19 protein-coding genes are annotated in these 20,717 nt (G+C 63.2%); 8 read left to right on the forward strand and 11 right to left on the reverse strand.

The window, feature by feature from the left end:
• Nucleotides 1-25: 25 nt before the first annotated feature.
• On the reverse strand, nucleotides 26-709 hold the full coding sequence (locus tag ACHHRT_RS12550) for a Crp/Fnr family transcriptional regulator (RefSeq protein ID WP_395500119.1): 684 nt from the start codon (nucleotides 707-709) through the stop codon (nucleotides 26-28).
• 105 nt (nucleotides 710-814) lie between these two features.
• On the opposite strand from ACHHRT_RS12550, the gene ACHHRT_RS12555 reads away from it, so the two are divergent.
• Nucleotides 815-1,369: a CvpA family protein gene (locus ACHHRT_RS12555; RefSeq protein ID WP_395500120.1), complete on the forward strand. Its 555-nt coding sequence runs from the start codon at nucleotides 815-817 to the stop codon at nucleotides 1,367-1,369.
• Between the two features lie 2 nt (nucleotides 1,370-1,371).
• Here ACHHRT_RS12555 and ACHHRT_RS12560 read toward each other — a convergent pair whose 3' ends face one another.
• Genes ACHHRT_RS12560 through guaB form a run of 5 tightly spaced genes read right to left on the reverse strand, consistent with a single transcriptional unit; the run spans nucleotide 1,372 to nucleotide 9,032 of the window.
• Entirely contained in the window at nucleotides 1,372-3,492 is a 2,121-nt protein-coding gene (locus tag ACHHRT_RS12560; protein ID WP_395500121.1) for a tetratricopeptide repeat protein, read from the reverse strand.
• A 38-nt stretch (nucleotides 3,493-3,530) separates the two neighbouring features.
• Nucleotides 3,531-4,694, reverse strand: a complete 1,164-nt coding sequence (locus ACHHRT_RS12565) for a tetratricopeptide repeat protein (protein ID WP_395500122.1) — start codon at nucleotides 4,692-4,694, stop codon at nucleotides 3,531-3,533.
• Between the two features lie 19 nt (nucleotides 4,695-4,713).
• Entirely contained in the window at nucleotides 4,714-5,994 is a 1,281-nt protein-coding gene (locus tag ACHHRT_RS12570; RefSeq protein ID WP_395500123.1) for a GAF domain-containing sensor histidine kinase, read from the reverse strand.
• A gap of 17 nt (nucleotides 5,995-6,011) precedes the next feature.
• Complete coding sequence (gene guaA / locus ACHHRT_RS12575) at nucleotides 6,012-7,568, reverse strand: glutamine-hydrolyzing GMP synthase (RefSeq protein ID WP_395500124.1); 1,557 nt, start codon at nucleotides 7,566-7,568, stop codon at nucleotides 6,012-6,014.
• A gap of 3 nt (nucleotides 7,569-7,571) precedes the next feature.
• Entirely contained in the window at nucleotides 7,572-9,032 is a 1,461-nt protein-coding gene (gene guaB / locus ACHHRT_RS12580; RefSeq protein ID WP_395500125.1) for an IMP dehydrogenase, read from the reverse strand.
• A 92-nt stretch (nucleotides 9,033-9,124) separates the two neighbouring features.
• Here guaB and ACHHRT_RS12585 point away from each other — a divergent pair, with 92 nt between their 5' ends.
• Nucleotides 9,125-9,736 carry an L-threonylcarbamoyladenylate synthase gene (locus ACHHRT_RS12585; protein ID WP_395500126.1) on the forward strand — a complete coding sequence of 204 codons (612 nt, stop codon included), beginning with the start codon at nucleotides 9,125-9,127 and terminating at the stop codon, nucleotides 9,734-9,736.
• Between the two features lie 25 nt (nucleotides 9,737-9,761).
• Here ACHHRT_RS12585 and ACHHRT_RS12590 read toward each other — a convergent pair whose 3' ends face one another.
• The 4 genes from ACHHRT_RS12590 to ACHHRT_RS12605 form a co-directional block, all read right to left on the reverse strand.
• The gene (locus ACHHRT_RS12590; RefSeq protein WP_395500127.1) at nucleotides 9,762-10,043 is read right to left on the reverse strand and encodes an HU family DNA-binding protein; all 282 of its coding nucleotides are present in this window, start codon (nucleotides 10,041-10,043) and stop codon (nucleotides 9,762-9,764) included.
• A 17-nt stretch (nucleotides 10,044-10,060) separates the two neighbouring features.
• A complete protein-coding gene (gene sppA, locus ACHHRT_RS12595) occupies nucleotides 10,061-10,993 on the reverse strand; it encodes a signal peptide peptidase SppA (RefSeq protein ID WP_395500128.1) in 933 nt (310 codons plus the stop codon).
• 31 nt (nucleotides 10,994-11,024) lie between these two features.
• Complete coding sequence (locus ACHHRT_RS12600; RefSeq protein ID WP_395500129.1) at nucleotides 11,025-12,731, reverse strand: 30S ribosomal protein S1; 1,707 nt, start codon at nucleotides 12,729-12,731, stop codon at nucleotides 11,025-11,027.
• 131 nt (nucleotides 12,732-12,862) lie between these two features.
• Nucleotides 12,863-13,795: a GGDEF domain-containing response regulator gene (locus ACHHRT_RS12605; RefSeq protein WP_395500130.1), complete on the reverse strand. Its 933-nt coding sequence runs from the start codon at nucleotides 13,793-13,795 to the stop codon at nucleotides 12,863-12,865.
• Between the two features lie 314 nt (nucleotides 13,796-14,109).
• On the opposite strand from ACHHRT_RS12605, the gene ACHHRT_RS12610 reads away from it, so the two are divergent.
• Genes ACHHRT_RS12610 through ACHHRT_RS12635 form a run of 6 tightly spaced genes read left to right on the forward strand, consistent with a single transcriptional unit; the run spans nucleotide 14,110 to nucleotide 20,066 of the window.
• Nucleotides 14,110-15,078, forward strand: coding sequence for an NAD(P)H-dependent flavin oxidoreductase (locus ACHHRT_RS12610; protein WP_395500131.1), 969 nt, complete (start codon nucleotides 14,110-14,112; stop codon nucleotides 15,076-15,078).
• Between the two features lie 7 nt (nucleotides 15,079-15,085).
• Nucleotides 15,086-16,492, forward strand: coding sequence for a poly(A) polymerase (locus ACHHRT_RS12615; protein ID WP_395500132.1), 1,407 nt, complete (start codon nucleotides 15,086-15,088; stop codon nucleotides 16,490-16,492).
• A 13-nt stretch (nucleotides 16,493-16,505) separates the two neighbouring features.
• The gene (gene bioB / locus ACHHRT_RS12620) at nucleotides 16,506-17,426 is read left to right on the forward strand and encodes a biotin synthase BioB (protein WP_395500133.1); all 921 of its coding nucleotides are present in this window, start codon (nucleotides 16,506-16,508) and stop codon (nucleotides 17,424-17,426) included.
• Nucleotides 17,414-18,589, forward strand: coding sequence for an 8-amino-7-oxononanoate synthase (gene bioF / locus ACHHRT_RS12625; RefSeq protein WP_395500134.1), 1,176 nt, complete (start codon nucleotides 17,414-17,416; stop codon nucleotides 18,587-18,589). The genes bioB and bioF overlap by 13 nt, the downstream gene beginning before the upstream one ends.
• On the forward strand, nucleotides 18,586-19,398 hold the full coding sequence (gene cobS / locus ACHHRT_RS12630; protein ID WP_395500135.1) for an adenosylcobinamide-GDP ribazoletransferase: 813 nt from the start codon (nucleotides 18,586-18,588) through the stop codon (nucleotides 19,396-19,398). The genes bioF and cobS overlap by 4 nt, the downstream gene beginning before the upstream one ends.
• Complete coding sequence (locus ACHHRT_RS12635; protein ID WP_395500136.1) at nucleotides 19,374-20,066, forward strand: histidine phosphatase family protein; 693 nt, start codon at nucleotides 19,374-19,376, stop codon at nucleotides 20,064-20,066. Before cobS ends, ACHHRT_RS12635 begins: the two co-directional genes overlap by 25 nt.
• Before the next feature lie 2 nt (nucleotides 20,067-20,068).
• On the opposite strand, the gene ACHHRT_RS12640 is transcribed toward ACHHRT_RS12635, so the two are convergent.
• Entirely contained in the window at nucleotides 20,069-20,662 is a 594-nt protein-coding gene (locus tag ACHHRT_RS12640; protein WP_395500137.1) for a response regulator transcription factor, read from the reverse strand.
• Nucleotides 20,663-20,717 lie beyond the last annotated feature (55 nt).

Here is a 20,717-nt window from a genome sequence, read left to right on the forward strand (position 1 = left end):
TCCCGGTCCCGCCGGGGTGGCCAGGCTAAAGCTTGGCTTCCCCGGCGGCCAGTTCCGCCAGGGCTTCCCGGTCGAGGATGGTGATCCGGGGTCCGTCGATGGCGATCATCTCCGCCTTGGCCAGCTTGCTCAAGATGCGGGAGAGGGTTTCGGGGATGGTGCCGAGCAGCCCGGCCAGTTGATTCTTGCTCACCGGCAGCAGCACCTGGTCCTGATCCGCTTGTTGGCGGCTGAGGTAGAGCAGATGGGCGGCCAGCCGACCGGGGACCTCCTTCAGGGACAACTCCTCGATCAGTTGGGCAAACCTTTTCAGCCGCCGGGAGAGGGCGGCCAGCATGTTGAGGGCCAGTTCCGGGTTGCGGTTGATCAGCGCGATGAAGGCCCGGCGGGGCAGGAAGAGAACCCGGCTCTTTTCCAGGGCCATGGCGTGGGCCGGGTAGGGGGAGCCGATGAAGACCGCCGCTTCGGCGAAGGGTTCGCCGCTGCCGAAGATGTGCAGAATCTGCTCCTTGCCCTCCGGGGAGAGTTTGTATATCTTTACCAGGCCGCTGACCACCAGGAAAAAACCGTCGCCGGGATCGCCTTCGGCAAAAATGGTGCTGCCCCGGGCATACTCCTGGTCGGTGGCGATCATCGCCAGTTCATCGTACTGCTCCGGGCTCAACCCCTTGAAGAGGGGCACGGTGGCAAGGAAATTGGCTATGTTCATGGGGCTGGTTCTCTCCCTGGGCGGCTGGCGGGGAAAATGGTTGCGCTTTTCCCCGGAAAAAGCTTTGCTGCGGGCAACCTTCCGTCAACCCTAACGCTGGCGATCATGCCGATGATGACTGTCCTGGATACCGCTCTTATTGCCATAATGATCTTTTTTCTCGCCTGGGGAACCTGGGTGGGGCTGATCCGCCAGTTGGCCCTGGTGACCGCCCTGCTGGCGGCTTTTGCCGTGACCGGGACCTATGCCGGCCAGTTCCACGCCCTGCTCTCTCCCCCCATCGCCTCGCCCCGGCTCTCCTTTATCCTGGCCTACCTGCTGCTGCTGCTGGCCGTCTATATCGGGGTCCGCCTGCTGATTCCGGTTTTGCGGCGGGTGGTCAATCTCTCCCTCAGTCCCTGGTTCGACCGGGTGCTGGGCGGGGCCTTCGGCGGGGCCAAGGCCTATCTGCTGATGGTCCTCTTCTATCTGGCCTTCTCCGGGCTGGCCACCCCCCTCAACCCCCTGTTGCAGAACTCCTACTTCAGCCCCCACCTGGCGACCGGGGCCGGCTTTCTGCAGACCCTGGTCCGGGATCGGCAGTTGCGGGAACTCTTCATTCCCCGGGCCCCGGCCATCTCCGCCGCGACCCCGGTGCCCGGGAACCCGCCTTCCCGCTGAGCTTAGAGCTGTTCCAGGGTCCGCCAGAGGGTGTGGATCAGGGCAAAGATCGGCGCCAGCACCAGGGTGACCAGGGTCAGCAGCCGCTTCTGCAGGGCCGGATCCCGGAGCATCTGGGCCAGGCCCGAGGCGGTGGGGGAGTCCGCCGCCAGCATGATCAGGGCCACCAGCAGGATGAGGGTGAAGCTGAGCAGGGCGATCTCCGCCACCACCAGCGAGCGCAGGAACTGTTTGCCGGCCTGGAACAGGGTGCGAAGCCAGGCCATCTGGGTGGCGATCCGGGTCAGCAGGGCGAAATCCCGGTCGCATTCCTCCAGGGAGTTGATCAGGGCGCGGTAAAGGGCGCCGTGCATATTTTTCGTCCCCTCGCCGGCGGCCTTGGCCACCGCTTTTCCCACCTTGGCCAGGGTGGCGGCGAAGGAGGGGAAAAAGGGGCGGTGGGGATAATCCCGCCAGAGTCGGCGAAACTCCTCCAGGCGCCGGCCGGTTGCCGTCAGCCGGTCGTGGAGGGCGTCGAGCCGGGCCTCCTGGGTCCGGTGACAGTTGATCACCAGGGAGCGTGATTTCTCGGCGACATCGACCAGGTCGAAGTAGCTTTGCTGGCCCGCCTGCCCCTCGATGATCGCCAGGTCGCCGCGCAGGGTTTTCAGCCCCGGGTCGTTCTCTTCCAGCCACAACTCCATCTCCTCGCAAGTGACCCGGGCCTGGGCCAGTCGTTCCTCCGCTTCCTGGGCCTGGATGCGCAGGCGGGACCGGAGAATCTCCTCGACCTCCCCCTGAATGGGAGTGAGCTCCGGGTCCATCAGGGCCTGGATAAAGAAGGTTCGCTCCTCTTCAACCAGGGAGCGGATCCCCTCCAGGGCCTGGGGAACCAGGCCTCGATCCACCGCCAGTTGCACCTGCAGATAGAGCGCCTCCAGGCAATCCCGCTGGAAGGTCAGGATGTTGTCCAGGGCCTGACTGGCCTTCCATGGTTCCTCCATCAGCCGGTAGTGGCGGGTGAGCAGCAGGCAGAGGTAGATCCGGTCCCGGTTGCTGATCGCCATCTTCAGGGCGCTTTCCAGGAAGTACTCCATATCCTGATGACGGTTCTGCTCCAGGGAGATGAAGGCGCGGCCGATGGTGGCGTAAAGCTCCTTGCCCCGGGGCCGGCGGCCCTCGGCGATGAACAGTTCGTTGGCCCGGTGGTACTGGCCGACCCGCAGGCAGTCCAGCCCTAAGAACAGGTTGTTGTTTTCCACGTTGATCGATTCCGGCCGCCCCAGCTCCTCCCACTGGCTGTGGGTGGAAAAAGCGATGGCGGCCAGAAAACGGGGCTGGAAGACCTTGTTGAGATCGAAATAGGTCACGTAGGTGTGGAGCAGGGGGGTTTTGCGCAACTGGGAGTGGTCGACTCCCGTCACCAACAGGGGGTTGAGTTGCCCCTGCCCCTCCATGGCCTCTCGGAAGAGCTGAGCGAGCTGCTCCAGGGGGAGGTAGCCCGCCGTGGGCAGTCCCTGGGTTTGCATGGTCAGCATCTTGCCCGGGCAGTCGGCGGGCTGGTGGGTGGTCTGGCCGCAGTAGAAGCAGGGTTTGAACTTACCGCCCAGCGGCAGGCGGCGATGGGGAAAGAGGGGCGGGGCCTGGGGCTTGGGGGCCGCCGGGATCAGGGCCGTCAGGCCCCCGGCCAGGGCGACGGGGGATGGAGTCCCGAGTTTTTGCGGGTCGGCCAGCTCCGCCCAGCGCCGGCCCAGGGCGGGGCTGAGATGGATGGTTTCCGCTTGCAGCTCCTGCCAGCTTCCCCCGGTGGGATCGGTTAGTTGGGGCGGAACATCTTCCCCGTTATCGTTTTCCAGGTCCAGGATCAGGCGCAGGGGGATGGGGCCCAGGAGCGGTTCCCAGTTAAGGCGCTTTTTCAACTCCAGCAGGCGGGTCGACCACGATTTCAGGGCGGCGGCGGGGTTGGGATAGCGGAAAAGCAGGATCTCGCCGCGCGCTTCCGGTTCACCCAGGCTGTCCTGGCGCAGCAGCCGCCGCAGGGCCTGGGCCAGCTCCGGCCAGCGCTCACCGAACAACCTGCTTCCCGTGGAATTATCCGCCAGGAGGGCCAGCAGCAGAGTATGGTGCTCATCCGGCAGGGCCATGGCTCACCGTCTCGTTTGCTGGTTGCTGGCTGGTTGGTTTAAGCACATTTTTCCATGATGTTGCGGGCTTCCAGGTTGCCGGGGTCGATGCGGAATATCCTGGCGGCCACGTTGTCGGCCCGCCGGGGCATTCCCATCTCCATGTAGGCCTTGGCCAGTTGGATCAGGAGTTCGACATCCTTGGGGCTCTGGGCCGCCGCCGCTTCCAGGATCCGGGCGCCCTCGCTGTGTTCGCCGGCCTTGAGCAGGGCGGCACCGAGCTTCTTGTTCAGGTACTGGCGGTTGGCGTCGCCCTTGATCGCCTCGCGGAAGGCCTTGGCCGCCAGGTTGTAGAGCCCCCCCTCCAGGGCCATCTCGCCCATCTCCTCCTTGAAGTCGATGTCGTTGACCTTGTGCCGCAGGACCAGTTTGAGCACCTTTTCCGCCTCCTGGAGCTGCTTCTTTTTAAAGAGCAGCTTGGCAAACTGGAGGGCTCGGTCGGAGTGGCGGGGGCTGATCTCCATGGCCCGGGAAAAGTAGCTGATCGCTTTTTCCGTGTTGTTGCGGCGGAAGGCGATCTGGCCCAGGGCGTGGTAGGAGGTGACATCCAGCCGGTTGCGCTGGATCGCCTGCTCGAAGCAGGCCTGGGCCTTTTCGATCTCCCCTTTTTTGGCAAACAGCCGGCCCAGCTCCCGAAAGGGGCGCGAGGAGTGGCTGTTGGCGGCGGCGGCCTTTTTGGCCTCGGCAATGGCCCCGGCCAGGTTGCCCTCCTCCTCCAGCCGGCGGGATTTTTCCAGGTGGATGGTGACGGGGGGCGGGTTGCGGATCCGGTCCAGCAGCTCTTTGATTTTGTGGTCCAGGGTGGCGGTGACGAAGGGTTTGGTCAGATAGGCGTCCACATCGTGTTCGGCCGCCTCCGCCACGATATCCATGTTGGCCTCGGCGGTGACCATCAGGAAGGGGATATCCCGGGTGCGCCGGCTGGAACGGATCAGGTTGAGCAGTTCGGTGCCGGTGGTGTGCGGCATGTGGTAGTCGGAGATGATGAAATGGATGGTGATGTTCTCATCCTGCAAAAACTCCCAGGCGTCGCGGCCGTTGGCCGCTTCGTAGAAGAGTTTGCCGTAGTTGAGCAGCTTGAGCATGGCCCGGATGGAACGGCGCATGTTGTCCACGTCGTCCACGATGAGGAAATTCATCTCCTGGGGGCTGAGGATATCCATCTCCGGTCGCGATCCCTTTTCAGCTAACAGGCAGAAAGAAGTAAAACCGGCTGCCCTGGTCGGGCCGGCTGGTGGCCCCGATGGTGCCGCCATGCAGCTCCACCGCCAGTTTGGCGAAGTAGAGGCCCAGGCCGGAACCCACCAGGGCGTCCTGTCTTTCCGAGATCCGGCTGTATTTTTCAAAAATGGTGGGCAATTTCTCCGGGGGGATGCCCGGGCCCTGGTCCTGGACAAAAAACTCCAGGGCCTGGCCCTCCTGGTCCAGCCGGTAACCGAAGCTGATTTCGGTGGCCGCCGGGCTGTGGCCCAGGGCGTTGGTCAGTAGATTCTGCAGCACCCGCAGGATCAGCACCCGGTCCACCCGGATCACCTCCGGGGAGAGCTGGGGCAGCATCAGCTTAAGAGAGATCCCCCGGATGGCGGCCATCCCCTTGATGTCGCTGAGTGATTCCTTGACCAGCATGGCCGGGTCCACCTGTTCGGGAATCAGCTTGAAGCCGCCATCCTCGATCTTGTCGATGGTGCCCAGGTTGCTGACCATCCGTACCGCCTTGTTGCAGGCCACCTGGGCCGACTCCAGAAATTCAGCCGACTCCCCTTCCAGACTGTAGGAGAGGATATCCAGGTTGGCCACCACTTCCGAAAGCGGCCCCTTGAGGTCATGGACCAGCAGCCGGGAGAGTTCGGCTCGCATCTGCTGCTGCCGCTGGAGTTCCCGGTTGCGCTGCCGAAGAATGTCGCGCTGGCGCTGGAGCTGCTGCTGCAGATCCTGCTGGACCAGCAGGGCCAGGATCACGCTGCCGAACTCCAGCAGCCGGCCGATATCCTCCGGCAACAGGTCGTGTTCGCCGATCTTGTCGGTGACGTTGATGATCCCCACCACCCTGTCGCGGTGGATGATCGGGGCGGAGAGCAGGGAGTTTTTCCGGTATTGGCTGCCGGTGGCCCGGCGGGCGAAACGGGGATCATTCTCGATATCGGGGACGTAGAGCGGTTCCCGGTGGCGGGCGACCCAGGACGCCACCGAATCGGTGCCCAGGGACTGGCGGCACCCGATCAGCTCCCGGCGGCTGGCGGCCCGGACCGTCAGGCGTTTGCCGCGCCCCTCCCGCATCATGATCGAACCGTGGGCCGCCCCCAGGTAGTCGAGGATGATCTCCAGCACCCGCTGGATCCGGCGCTCAAAACTGAGCCGGGGGGCGTTGATGGTCGCGGCGATCCGGGAAAAATTCTCCAGCAGGCGATTGGCCTGCTCCAGTTCGCCCAGTTTCTCCCCCTTCCTGCTTTTTCCACTCCCCATCGGCTTGTCCGTCCGGGCTATTCCCATTCAATGGTTGAGGGCGGCTTGGAAGAGATATCATAAACCACCCGGTTGACTCCCCGCACCTCGTTGATGATCCGGCCGGCGATTCTGGCCAGCAGGTCGTAGGGCAGCTGGGACCAGGTGGCGGTCATGAAATCCTTGGTTTCCACCGCCCGCAGGGCCACCACATGCTCATAGGTGCGGCCGTCGCCCATCACCCCGACGCTTCTGACCGGCAGGAAGACGGCAAAGGCCTGACTGATCTTATCATACCAGCCGCTCTGGTAAAGTTCTTCAATATAGATGGCGTCGGCCTGGCGCAGGATATCGGCGTACTCCTTGGTCACCGCCCCCAGGATCCGCACCCCCAGGCCGGGGCCGGGGAAGGGGTGGCGCCAGACCATCTGGCGGGGCAGCCCCAGCTCGTCGCCGATGGCCCGCACCTCATCCTTGAACAGCTCCCGCAGGGGCTCCAGCAGCTTGAGCTTCATATGTTCGGGCAGGCCGCCGACGTTGTGATGGCTTTTGATATTCTGGGCCTTGCCGGTCTTGCCGCCGGCCGATTCGATCACGTCGGGGTAGATGGTGCCCTGGGCCAGCCAGCGGGCGTCGGTTAAGCCGCCCGCCGCCTCTTCGAAGATTTCGATGAACAGGTTGCCGATGATCTTGCGTTTCCGTTCCGGGTCATCGACCCCGGCCAGGGCGCCCATGAAACGCTCCTCGGCATCGACTCGCACCACCTTGACTCCCATGTTTTCGGCAAAGGTGGCCATCACCTGGTCGCCCTCCCCCAGGCGGAGCAGGCCGGTATCGACAAAGACGCAGTTGAGCTGCTCGCCGATGGCCCGGTGGATCAGGGCGGCGGCCACCGAGGAGTCGACCCCGCCGGAAAGCCCCAGGATCACCCGATCATCGCCCACCCGCTCCTTGATCCGGGCCACCGCGTCGTCGATGATCCGGCCCGGGGTCCAGTGGCCGTGGCAGAGGCAGATCTTGCGGACAAAGGTGTCGAGCAGGATCTCACCCCGCGGGGTGTGGTTGACCTCGGGGTGGAACTGGACGCCGTAGAGACGGCGGGCACTGTCCTGGATGGCGGCCACCGGAGCGTTGGCGGTGGCCGCCACCACGGTGAACCCCTCGGGCAGCCGGGCCACGTGGTCGCCGTGGCTCATCCAGACCGGACTCTTCTCCTCGACAAAAAAACCGTCGAAGAGTTGATCCGGCTCACCCTGGACGGTTATCTCGGCGTGGCCGTACTCCCGTTTGCCGGCCGGCACCACCTCGCCGCCGAAATGGCGGGCCATCACCTGCATGCCGTAGCAGATCCCCAGTACCGGCACCCCCAGTTCCAGCAGCCGTTCATCAAGCGAGGGCGCCTCGGTCTCGTAAACCGACTTGGGGCCGCCGGAGAGGATAATCCCCTTGGGGGCAAAGGCCCGAATCTCTTCGATCCCCATATCGTGGGGGTGGAGTTCGCAGTAGACATGGGCCTCGCGGACCCGGCGGGCGATCAACTGGGTGTATTGCGAGCCGAAATCGAGGATCAGAATTTTTTCACTATGAATATCCATGGTTTATCCCAAACGGTAATTAGGCGCTTCCTTGGTGATGATCACGTCGTGGACATGGCTCTCCTTGAGCCCGGCCTGGGTGATCCGGACAAACTTGGCCTTGTTGCGCAGCTCGTCGATGCGGCCGGCGCCCACATAGCCCATGCCCGAGCGCAGACCGCCCATCAGCTGGTAGATCATGGTGGAGAGCGGCCCGCGATAGGGAACCTTGCCTTCGATCCCTTCGGGTACCAGCTTGGCCTGGTTGTCGGTGTTGTCCTGAAAATAGCGGTCGGAGCTGCCCTTCTGCATGGCCCCCAGGGAGCCCATCCCCCGGTAGCCCTTGTAGGTCCGGCCCTGGTAGAGAAAGGTCTCGCCGGGGGATTCGTCGGTGCCGGCGAAGAGGCTGCCGATCATGATCACGCTGGCTCCGGCGCCGATGGCCTTGGTGATCTCGCCGGAAAATTTGATGCCGCCGTCGGCGATGATCGGGATATCGTAGCGGTCGGCCACCCGGGTGCAGTTGTGGATGGCGCTCAACTGCGGCACCCCGACTCCGGCCACGATCCGGGTGGTGCAGATCGAGCCGGGGCCCACCCCCACCTTGACGCAGTCGGCACCGGCCTTGATCAGGGCCTCGGTACCCTCGGCGGTGGCCACGTTGCCGGCGATCACCGGCAGCGCGGGGAAAGCGTCCTTGATTCGCCGCAGGGCGTCGATGATATTCCTGGAATGGCCATGGGCCGAGTCCAGCACCACCACGTCCACCCCCACCGCCACCAGTTGTTCCACATCGGCCAGGGGGGTGTTGACTCCGATGGCGGCGCCGACCCGCAGGCGGCCGAGTTCATCCTTGGCGGCCAGGGGGTAGCGCCTGATCTTCTCAATATCCTTGATGGTGATCAGCCCCTGCAGCACCCCGGCCTCATCCACCACCAGCAGCTTTTCGATCCGGTGCTCGTGGAGCAGAGCCTTGGATTGTTCCAGGGTGATCCCCGGTCGGGCGGTGACCAGGTTCTTGCTGGTCATCACATCCCGCACCTTGAGGTTCTCGTCGGTGACGAAGCGCAGATCGCGGTTGGTGACGATCCCCACCAGCTTGCCGTTCCGCAGCACCGGCACCCCGGAGATATGGTTGTACTGCATGATCTCGTTGACCTCGCGGACGGTGCGCTCCTCTTCCACGGTGATGGGGTCGATCACCATCCCCGACTCCGATTTTTTCACCCGGCGGACCTCTTTGGCCTGCTCGGCGATGGTCATGTTTTTGTGAATAATGCCGATCCCCCCCTCCCGGGCCATGGTGATGGCGGTGCGATGCTCGGTGACCGAGTCCATGGCGGCGCTCATCAGCGGGATCTTGAGGGCGATTCCCCGGGTGAGGCGGGTGGCCAGGTCCACCGCCGAAGGGAGAACCTCGGAGGCGGCAGGAACCAGCAGCAGGTCATCAAAGGTGTAAGCGGTTTCCAGATTGTCCAGGGTCATGGATAAACTCCTTAAGATACTGACGATTGCGGGATTTGAGGCAATAGGCTAGAATCACCGGTTGACTTATCATTAAAGACGAGGAGAAAACGATGCTGCTTTCGATCAACCCGGACAACCCCCAACCGCGCCTGATTAAACAGGTGGTTGAAGCGCTTCGCCACGGGGCGGTGATCTGCTATCCCACCGATACGGTATATGGAATCGGCTGTGATATCTTCAATCAGAAGGCGGTGAAGCGGATCTACCAGATCAAGCAGCGGCCCTTTTCCCAGCCCTTCAGCTTTATCTGCGCCGATCTCAAGGATCTGAGCAGCTATGCCCAGGTTTCCAATACCGGCTACCGGGTAATGCGAAAATGTTTGCCCGGCCCCTACACCTTTGTTCTGCCCGCAACCAAGCTGGTGCCAAAGATCATGATGACCAAACAGAAAACGGTGGGGATCAGGGTGCCGGAAAACCAGATCTGCATGGACCTGGTTCATGGTCTGGGCAACCCCATTCTGACCACCAGCGCGGCCCCCGATGATCCCGATTTTCCGGCCCTGATCCACGCCTATGAAGTTGAGGAGCGTTACGGCAACCAGGTTGATTATATCATCGACAGCGGCCCGCTGACCGCGCCCATGCCCTCGACGGTTGCGGCCATGCTCGACGACGACGAACTGACCATCCTCCGGCCCGGCAAGGGCAAACTGCTTTAGCCGCCAAGGGTCGGCGGCTGAATGGTTATCCCTCGATCAACCCGTCCTTGAGGGATTTGCTCATGGTGAAATGAACATTTTTGCGGGGCGGGATATGCATCACCTTGCCGGTGCGGGGGTTCTTGGTGGTGCGGGCCTTGCGTTCGCGAACCGAGAAGCTGCCGAAACCCCGGATCTCCACCCGGCGATTTTCCTCCAGCGCGTTCAGAATTCCCTCCAGCATGATATCGACGGCCTGATCCAGATCCTTTTTAAGAAAACCCGGCATTTCTTCGGCTACAGCGTTGATGAGATCCCGTTTGAGCATGACTGTTTTCCTTTTGATTATGGGGTAATGGTCCATTCGTAGGCAAGGACCGGTGTTATATGTATGGGCGGGGTCAACCGCGTCTCGGCCCGGCTGCCGAGCAGCAGGGTAAGCAGGGAGAGATCGCGCCGGGGCGGGTAGATCAGGCGCGGCATCACGCCCGGCGCCATGCCGGCCAGCTCGGCGGCGGCCATGGCCGCGTCGTTGAGATTGCCCAGGCCGTCGATCAGCCCCAGCTCCAAAGCCTTGCTGCCGGGAAAGATCCGGCCGTCGGCAAAGGCCCGCACCGTCGATTCGGGTAGCCCGCGGCTTTCCACCACTGCGGCGACAAACTGATCGTGAACGCCGTCGATCATCTCCTGGAGCATGGCCCGCTCGGCGGGCAGCATGGGCCGGCCGGAGGCGCCGATATCTTTCAGTTCCCCGCTTTTGATCGTCTCACTGCGATAACCGATCTTATCGAACAACTCCTCCAGATTGGCGAACTTGATGATCACCCCGATGCTGCCGGTAAGGGAGCCGGGGTTGGCGATGATCTTCTCCGCCCCCAAGGCGGCATAGAGCCCGCCGGAGGCCGCCACCGAACCCATGGAGACCACCACCGGCTTGACTGCGTTGGTGCGCTTGACTTCGGTGAACAACTCCTGAGAGGCGCCCACCGCCCCGCCGGGGCTGTCGATCCGCAGCACGATGGCCCGGATGTTCTCCTGCTCCCGGAACTCGCGGAGGCGGGCGACGAGCTGATCGGCGGAGGCGATCACCCCCCGGATCTCGACCACCCCAACTCCCTCCTTGCGGATGCCGGAGCCGAGCAGGTCGGAGCCGGAGGAGCGGAGCAACGAGCCCAGAAAAAAGCTGACCGCGGCCCAGAAGAGCAGCCCGACCACGACCAGCAGCAGGCAGCCGGTCATGATCGGGTGTTTACGCCGCAATGGAGTCGGGTCACTCATGGGTGATCACCGCCGAGGCCGGGGCTGAAAATCAAGCCCCTTCCTTCTCCCGGTTCAGCTCCTCCTTGAGCAGGTCGCCCAGGGTGGAAGGACCGCTTTTCGCCTGTTTCTGTTTGTACTCTTCCACCCGGGCCTCTTCGCTCTCGCCGCTTAAGGCCTTGATGGAGAGACCGATCTTGCGATCCCGGGCCGAAACGTTGATCACTCGGGCTTCCAGTTCATCACCGACGTTGTAGAGGCCGACGGGGGTTTCCACCTTTTCCTTGCTCAGCTCGGAGACATGGATCAGGCCTTCGATCCCCTCTTCCAGCTCGACGAAAACGCCGAATTCGGTGACGTTGGTGATCTTGCCGGTCAGCTTGGTGCCGATGGCGTATTTTTCCACCGCCGCTTCCCAGGGGTCGGGCTGCAGTTGCTTGATCCCCAGGGAGAAGCGCTCGTTCTCCTTGTCGATTTTGAGGACCACGGCCTGGATGGTCTCACCCTTGGCGTACTTCTCGCCGGGGTGCTTGATCCGCTCGGTCCAGGAGAGGTCGGAGACGTGAATCAGGCCGTCGATCCCCTCCTCGATCCCGATGAAAATGCCGAAATCGGTGATGTTCTTGACCTTGCCCTCGATGATCGAGCCCGCCGGGTAGTTCTCCGCCACCATATCCCAGGGGTTGGGCTGGAGTTGCTTCATGCCCAAGGAGATCCGCTTGGCCTCGGGGTCGACATTGAGCACCACCACCTCGACCTCGTCGCTGACGGTGACAATCTTGGAGGGGTGGCGGGATTTCTTGGACCAGGACATCTCGGAGATATGGACCAGGCCCTCGACCCCCTCCTCCAGCTCGACAAAGGCGCCGTAGTCGGTGATGCTGACCACCTTGCCGGGAACCTTGGCTCCCACCGGATAGCGCTGGAGAATGGTTTCCCAGGGATCGCTCTTGAGCTGCTTGACCCCCAGGGAGACCTTGTCGTTTTCCTGGTCGTATTTGAGAACCTTGACCTGGATTTCGTCGCCCACCTTGAACATCTTGGAGGGGTGGGATACCCGGCCCCAGGAGAGATCGGTGATATGGCAGAGGCCGTCCATGCCGCCGAGGTCGACGAAGACCCCGTAATCGGTGATGTTGGTCACCGAACCGGTGAGGACCTGGCCCTCCTCCAGGGTGCCCTTCATCTCCTCGCGCAGATGGGCGCGCTCCGCTTCCATGATCGCCCGCCGCGAGATCACCACGTTGTTGCGGCGGCGGTTGTATTTGAGAATCTTGAATTCGAAGGTGTCGCCGATCAGGGCGTCGAGATCGCGGACCGGGCGCAGGTCGATCTGGGAGTAGGGCAGAAAGGCGGGGACGCCGATATCCACCGAGAGGCCGCCCTTGACCCGGCTGTCGATCCGGCCGCTGATGGTTTCGTCGGCCTCCTGGATCCGGGCGATCTCCTCCCAGACCTTGATGCCGATGGCCCGTTCGCGGGAGAGCTTGATGCCGCCCTCGGGCTCCCGCTTTTCAACAAATACTTCAAAGGTGTCGCCGACTTTTACGGAGATTTCACCCTCTTCGTTTCTAAATTCGGTAATGTCGATTTCGCCTTCCGATTTGTCCCCGATATCCACGAGAACATAATCCTTACCCACGGCGATAACTTCGCCTTTGACCACTTCGCCCACATCCGCTACCTGGATGCTCTGTTCAAACAGATCGGCAAAGGACTCCCCACCTGCGGTTGCTGTTGTGTCTGTGCTGTTTCCCATGTTGACGATCCTCCTTAAGATTATGGAAATACGATGGGCTTATATACCAGAGGGCAGGGAGAAATACAAATTATTTTGCGGGTAAGGGGGGCTGATTCCAGGTGAGGGCTAAGTGGGCCGCGGCCGGCGGTTTAGTCGGCCGGCAGGGCGTCGTCGAAGCAGATCTGATCGCCGCCGGCCTTTTTGGCCCGGTACATCGCCTGGTCGGCCCGGCGGATGAAATTATGGATCGCTTCCTCCAGATCGAGGTTGGGCGAGCCGACGAAACGGGCCAGGCCGATACTCAGGGTGGTCTCGCCGAAGGGGTTTGCGCGGTACTGCTCCAGGATCCGCCGGCAGACGGCCCTGGCCTGTTCCGCCGAGGTGTAGGGGAGAATAATGGCGAACTCGTCGCCGCCGGGACGGCAGCACCAGTCCACCTTGTCGCGGGTGTGGCTCAGCAGCAGGCGGCCCAGCGATTTGAGGGCCTCGTCGCCGGCCTGGTGGCCGTGCTGGTCGTTGTAGGACTTGAATTTGTCCATGTCGATGATGGCCAGGAAAACCGAGTAGTTCTGGCGCTGGCCCCGGGGAATCTCCTCCCGGAGTTCGGCCTCGAAGCCGCGCCGGTTGTGGAGCCCGGTCAGGGCGTCGCACATGGAGAGATGCTCCAGTTTGCGCACCAGATCCTGTTCGCGCAGGGCCCGGCGCAGTTTGGCCTCCAGTTCATCGATATTGAATGGTTTGGCGATAAAGTCGCAGGCCCCGGCCTTGATCACGTCGGTGTAACTGAAATTTTCGGCGTAGCCGGTGATCACGATCACGTCCAGGCGGGGATAAAGGTTTTTCAGTTCCTTGAGCAGGGTCATGCCGTCCATGCGGGGCATGGTGAGGTCGGTCAGCACAATGGCAAATTTTTCCTTTTGGGCCCTGGCCAGGGCCTCCACTCCATCGGCGGCGGTTTCACACCCAAAACCGAAGGCGGTGATGGCGCTTTTCAACAGGCTGATAATCTGGGGGTCGTCGTCCACCGCCAGAATCCTGATCGGGGGCGCAATTTCTGGTTCGGCCGACGGCGCTTGGTTCATGTATAAATTGTCTCCCGGTGATAACGCCGGACCCGGCCGGCGGCTTTGTGTTGATGGTTACGCCGACTGTCAGTTGATGGTCACGCCGACTGTCAGTTGATGGTTACGCCGACTGTCAATCGTCGGCGGTCACGCCGACAAAAAAGATTGCCTTTTTAACCTTTTTGTCATAAGAGACAGTTCAAGTTTTGTGCTGACATTGAATCACATTCCCGGCGAGGGGGGCAAACATAATCGACCTCCGGTGGCCGGGTAATTTTGTTTACCAGCTCTAACGCCCAAAAAACAACAAGCAAGCGGAGTATTTTTCCACGATGAAGCTTCCTTCCCTGACCATCGGCCGTTTTACCGCGCCGATCCCCTTGATTCAAGGTGGTATGTCCATTCGGGTTTCCACCTCTGCCCTGGCGGTTCCGGTGGCGCAATGTGGCGGAATCGGCACCATCGGCGGCTCGGGCCTGCCGGTGGAGGAGTTGCAGGCCGATATTCGCAAGGCCAAGCGCGAAACCGACGGGGTTATCGCGGTCAACATCATGTTTGCCATGAAGAATTTTTACCAGCTGGTGATGGGCTCCATTGAGGCCGGGGTGGACATGATCATCACCGGAGCCGGTTTTTCCCGTGATATCTTCAAGATCGGCCAGGAGACCAATACCCCCATCGTTTCCATTGTCTCCTCGCCCGCCTTCGCCCGTCTGGCGGAAAAGCTGGGGGCGGCGGCCATCGTGGTGGAGGCCAAGGAGGCCGGCGGCCATCTGGGGACCGACCGGGCTCTGCGTGAGCTCTTCCCCGAGGTGCGCAAGGTGGTCAAGAAGGTGCCGCTGATCGCCGCCGGCGGGATCACCGATGGCTTTGAAATGGCTGAAATGATGGATAAATATGGGGCCGATGGGGTGCAGATCGCCACCCGTTTCGTGCTGACCAAGGAGTGTTCGGCCGATGATAATTTCAAGCAGGCCATGCTCAAGGCCCGGCCGGAAGATGTCACCCTGATCCGTTCGCCGGTGGGGTTGCCGGGCCGGGCGCTCAAAACCCCCTTTGTTCAGCGGCTGGCCGACAAGGTCGAGATGAAGGCCAAGGAGTGCCGTTGGAAGTGCCTGAAAAAGTGCGATCATTTTTATTGCATCAGCGACCGTTTGCAGAAAGCCTACCAGGGCGATCTGGAGGAAGGCCTCTTTTTCACCGGTGAAAATGTCTGGAAGATGAAAGAGATTCTGACGGTGAAGGAAGTTTTCGATCAGTTTGTCAGCCAGGCCGAATCCGTTTACAAGGAGCAGAGGTAGCCCCCTGGTGTCTCAGCTTGACGATTCCGCCGCTTTGCGTGAAGAAGCAGAAGCGATGACCGCAACCATGTCGCCCCAGCCCCGGGTGATACCCCGGGCCGAGCATACCGTTTCCCGGGCCGATATCGACCGGGAAGCCCTCAAGGTGATGCACCGCCTGCGGGATGAGGGGCATCTGGCCTATCTGGTGGGCGGGGGGGTGCGTGACCTGCTGCTGGGCAAGAAGCCCAAGGATTTTGATATCAGCACCAGCGCCAAGCCCGGCGAGTTGCGCAAGATCTTCCGTAACAGCCGCATCATCGGCCGTCGTTTCCGCCTGGTGCAGGTCTTTTTCCCCGGCGGCAAGATCATCGAGGTCGCCACCTTCCGGTGCCGCAGCGAGTTTGAAGCCAACGGCGGCGAGATCGAGACGTTAGCCCACGACAACACCTTCGGCACCCCGGTGGAGGACGCCTTCCGCCGGGATCTGACCATCAACGCCCTCTTTTACGAGATCGAAAATTTCACGGTGATCGACTACACCGGGGGGGTGGAGGATCTGCGGAATCGCCTGGTCCGCCTGGTGGGAGACCCGGACCGTCGCCTGCTTCGTGATCCGGTGCGGATGCTGCGGGCCATCCGCCATGCCGCCCGCAGTGATTTCACCATCGAGAATGAAACCTGGCTGGCGATTTGCCGGCACGTGGATAAGCTGGGGCTCTGCCCCGATTCCCGGCTGCGGGATGAGCTGTTCAAGGATCTGCGGGCCGGCGCCAGCCGGAGTTGGGCCGATTTTGCCTTGGCCAGCGGGATCTTTTTTGAACTGTTCCCCTTTTATCGCGGGATTTTACCGCCGCCGGGCCCCGCCGACCAGGAGAGTCAGCGGCTGATTGCCCCCGCACCACTGGTGACCCTGCTTTTTAAGCTGTTGCGGATGGTCGACCAGATGGTGGCCGCCGGGAAAGAGTTTTCCGAGGAGATGTTGCTGGCCCTGCTGCTGCTCCCCTGGGCCGAGGCCCGGTTCGAGTTGTTGGCCAAGGAGCTGGATCGGAGCGGGGCCTACCGTTTCTCCCGTAAGTTGCGGAGCGAGCTGGACGAGATACTGGTCCCGCTCAATATCAAACGCAGCTCCAAGGAATCCCTGGCCATGTTGCTCAGCAATCTGCCCCTGCTGCTGGCCCACTGCCCGGTGGAGTCCGAGGAGGAGGTTGGCGAGTGGCCCAAGCCCTTGGCTCGCAAGGGCTATTTCCCCCAATGCCTGGCCCTTTATGAGTTGTACCGGGCCGCCTTGACCGGGGAGCAGCCCTCGGCGATCATCAGTGCCGCCGCCCCGCCCCCTCCCGCCGTTAAACGTAAGAGCGCCCGCCCCGGCCGCCGCCGGGAGGGTCGAGCCCCCGCCTTTGTCAAGGGTGGTATTTTCGGGCTCAAAAAATAGCTAAGGAGAGGTGGTGTCGGTGGTCCCGGAAGCGGAAAAATTGCGACGCATGCCCACCGCCGAGCTGCTGGCGGCGGCGTTGGCCGTCAAGCTGGAGCGGCGGAAAACCGCCTTCTCCTTCTGCAGCATCATCAACGCCAAATCGGGGCGCTGCAGCGAGGATTGCCGCTACTGTGTCCAATCCGGCCACTACCGGACCGAGGCCCCGATCTATCCCCTGAAAAGCACGGAAGAGGTGGTGGCTGCCGCCCGGGTCGCCAAGGCGGACGGGGCGGCGCGTTTCTCCCTGGTCACCAGTGGCCGGGGGCTGCCGGTGGCGGAGGTCGAGCCGGTGGCGGCGGCCATCGCCGCGGTGCGGGAGCAGGTGGGGATCAAGGTCTGCGGCTCCTTCGGGATTCTCGATCATGCCACCCTGGCCCGACTCAAGGCGGCGGGGATGAGCCGTTACCATCACAACCTGGAAACCTCGGAACGGTTCTTTCCCCAGGTCACCACCACCCACACCTTCGCCGATCGGATCGCCACCATTCGGGCCGCCCAGGCGGCCGGGCTGGAGGTTTGTGCCGGGGGGATCTTCGGTTTGGGGGAGGAGGAGGAGGACCGCTTGAGCATGGCCACCACCCTGGCCGAGCTGGAGGTGGATTCGGTCCCCCTCAACATTCTGATCCCCCTGCCGGGAACCCCCCTGGAGGGGACCAGCCCTTTGCCGATCCGGGAAATTCTCCGGGGAATCGCCTATTGCCGGCTGCTGCTGCCCCGGGTTTGCGTGCGCCTGGCCGGGGGGCGGGAGGCGGCCCTGGACGACTTTCTCGCCGCCGCCTTCATGGCCGGGGCCGACGGGATGATGATCGGCGGCTATCTCACTCAACGGGGCCGGACCCCGGCCGCGGACCGGGAGTTTGCCCGCCAGATGGTGGCCTTGTGGTCAGATTGAGCGATTTTTTAAGTGAACAGCAGCGGCGGGGTAAGCTGCGCCGTCTGTTGCCCCTGGAGCATCCCGAGGGGGGGCGGATTGCTCTGCCCCAATTTGGCGAGATGCTGGATTTTTCTTCCAACGATTATCTGGGGTTGAGTCGCCACCCCCGCTTGCTGACGGCGGCGGCCGAGGCCATGAGCCTTTTCGGTACCGGAGCCGGCTCCGCCCGCCTGATGGGGGGCAACCTGGAGCTGCACCGCCGGTTGGAAGCCGCCCTGGCCCTGTTCAAGGGGCTGCCGGCGGCCCTGCTCTTCGGCAGCGGTTATCTGGCCAATATCGGGATTATTCCCGCCCTGGTGGGTCGCCATGACCAGATCTTCGCCGACCGGCTCAGCCATGCCAGCATCTATGACGGCTGCCGCCTTTCCGGAGCCCAGCTGCACCGCTTCCATCACAACGATTGCAACCATCTGGAGGAGTTGCTCCAAAAGCGGCGGGGCGGGGCGGGTCAGGCCCTGATTGTGGTGGAATCCCTTTACAGCATGGATGGCGATCTCTGTCCGTTGGCCGAAGTGGTGGAGCTGAAGGAGCGCTACGGTTGCCGCCTGCTGGTGGACGAGGCCCACGCCACCGGCCTGTTCGGTCCCCATGGCGCCGGACTGGTGGCTGAGGCCGGCCTTGCCCCACGGGTGGATCTGGTGATGGGGACTCTGGGCAAGGCCCTGGGCTCCTATGGGGCCTATGTCGCCGGCGACCGGGAGATGATCGACTATCTGGTCAACCGGGCTCGCAGCTTCATCTTCTCCACCGCCCTGCCGCCGGCCACCACCGCCGCCGCCCTGGCCGCCCTGGCCCTGATGGTGGAGGAACCGGAGCTGCGGACCGATCTCTGGCGCAGAGTTGATTTTTTTAAGGGTCAACTGACCCAGGCCGGCATTGAGACGGATCTGGGCCCATCCCAGATCATTCCGCTGCCGGTGGGGAAGAGCGCCGCCGCCGCCCTGGCCGCCGAGGAGTTGCGGTCCCGGGGTCTGTTCGTGGTGGCGGTGCGCCCCCCCACCGTACCCGAGGGCAGCGCCCGGCTGCGCCTTTCGGTTACCCGCCATCTCAGCGAGGGCAACCTGGCCGAAGCCGCCCTTCTGCTGGCCGCCGGTTTGCGGCCGGGGCAGGGCGGCTCATGAAATCGCTGTGGCTGGCCCTGGTTTTTTTGACCATTGTGCCATTGCCCGCCTGGCGGACCCCGGTGAGCGAGCGGGATCTGACCCGCTCCGCCGGCGCCTTTGTTCTGGTGGGGGGGCTGCAGGGGTTGTTGCTGGTGGCCACCGACCTGGCCGCCGGCTGGTTTTTTCACCCCGATCTGGCCCTGTGGCTGGTGCTGCTGGTGGCGGTGCTGGTCAGCGGCGGCTTTCACCAGGATGGCCTGGCCGATACCTTCGATGCCCTGGCGGTGAAATCCAGCGGCGATGATGATGCCGACCGGGAGCGGCGGCTGGCGGCGATGAAGGACTCGGCCACCGGGGCCATTGGCATGCTGGCGGTCTTTTTCCTCCTGCTGCTCAAGTTCCAGGCCCTGAAAAGCCTCTCCCACAACTCCTACGCCGCCTACTACTCCAGCCTGCTGCTGCTGCCCGCCTTGGGCAAGTGGGCGATGCTCAGCGTCATGCCCGCTGCCGTGCCCTCCCGGCCCGACGGCCTGGGACGGCTCTTTCTGGGCAAGGTGGGCCGCCGGCAACTGCTCTGGGGGGGGGCGACCCTGCTGGGGTTGCTGCTGGTGCCGGCCCTGCTGCTCGCCGCCTATCTGCCCCCCTTTTCCTGGGCCTTTTATCTCGCCCTGCCCGGGTTGCTCCACCTGTGGGGCCGCTGGCTGATGGCCATGTTTCATCGTCGTTTTGGCGGCCTCAACGGTGACAGTCTGGGGGCGCTCAACGAGTTGGGCGAACTTTTCTTCCTGTTGGCGGTGCTGATATGGTTACGACTCTCTATCTGGTAAGGCATGGGGCCACCGAAGGCGATGGTGAGGCCCGCTACAAGGGGAGTATCGATGTGCCGCTGGCGGCGGCGGGCCGGGCCCAGATCGAGGAGACCGCTGGCCGTTTGCGGCGGCGGTTGGCGGCGGCGGCCGCTGCCCGGGCCGGTGACTACCTGGGGGAGATTCATCGGCCGGCCCCCAACGGGTCGGACCCCGTTTCCGCCGCCCCCCCTCCGGCCCCTGCGGCCCTCTACTGTTCGCCCTTAAGCCGTACCCGGGTCAGCGCGGAGATCATCGCCGCCCCCCTGGGGTTGAATCCGATCCCGATACCCGATCTGCGGGAGCGCCATTTTGGAGTCTGGGAGGGGTTGAGCTTTCGGGAGATCCGGGCCGCCTGGCCCGAGCATTTCGAGGCCTGGGCCGCCGATCCCCTGGGTTTCAGTCCGCCGGAGGGAGAAAACACCCTGGAGGTGGCCCGGCGGGGTCGGCGGGCGATCAAAAAGATCCTGGCCGCCCATCCCGGCCGGGAGGTGATCGTGGTCGCCCACGGCGGCATCAACCGGGTTATTCTCTGCCACTTTCTGCAACTGCCGCTCCGCCATATCTTCCGGATCGAACAGAGCCTGGCCTGTCTTAACGTGGTGGAGATGTGGGATAAATACCCGGTGGTCAAGCTCTTGAACGGCTAGAATCAGCGGCGGGGGGGCATCTTCTGCAGTTTTCTTTGCAGGGTGCGGCGGTGGAGGCCCAGGCGCTGGGCGGCCTGGGAGATATTGCCGTCGCAGTCGGCCAGCACCCGGTTGATATGCTCCCACTCCGCCCGGGCCAGGGAGGGAGCCGGGAATTTAGCTTTCGTGGTTTTGGTTTTTTTGCTCCCGGACTCGTCGCCATCCGTTTCCTGGTCCACCTCCAGCTCCGGGGCCGGCTGGCCACGGAAAGCCAGCAGAATCTCATCGGCGTCGGCGGGTTTGGGCAGGTAGGCCACGGCCCCCAGGCGGATCGCCACCGTGGCGGTGGCGATGCTGCCGTAGCCGGTCAGCACCACCATGGCCAGGTCCGGGTGGATCCGCCGGGCGGCGGCCACCAGCTCCAGGCCGGAGCGGCCGGGCATCCGCAGGTCGATCACCGCCAGATCAGGTTTCTCGCCATGGATGATGGCGATGGCGGTATCGTAGTCGCCGGCCCCGAAAACCGTTAAGCCCCGGCGGGCAAAAGCCTTTTCCAGCCGGCGGCGAAAGGTGGCCTCGTCGTCCACCAGGAGAATTTTTTGCTGCCGATCGCTCATCTTCTCTCCTGCTTGTTAAGCGAAGGGGTTGATTCCAATCCATGCCGATCTGCAT

Source organism: Desulfurivibrio modestus, assembly GCF_044068625.1.
Lineage (GTDB): Bacteria > Desulfobacterota > Desulfobulbia > Desulfobulbales > Desulfurivibrionaceae > Desulfurivibrio.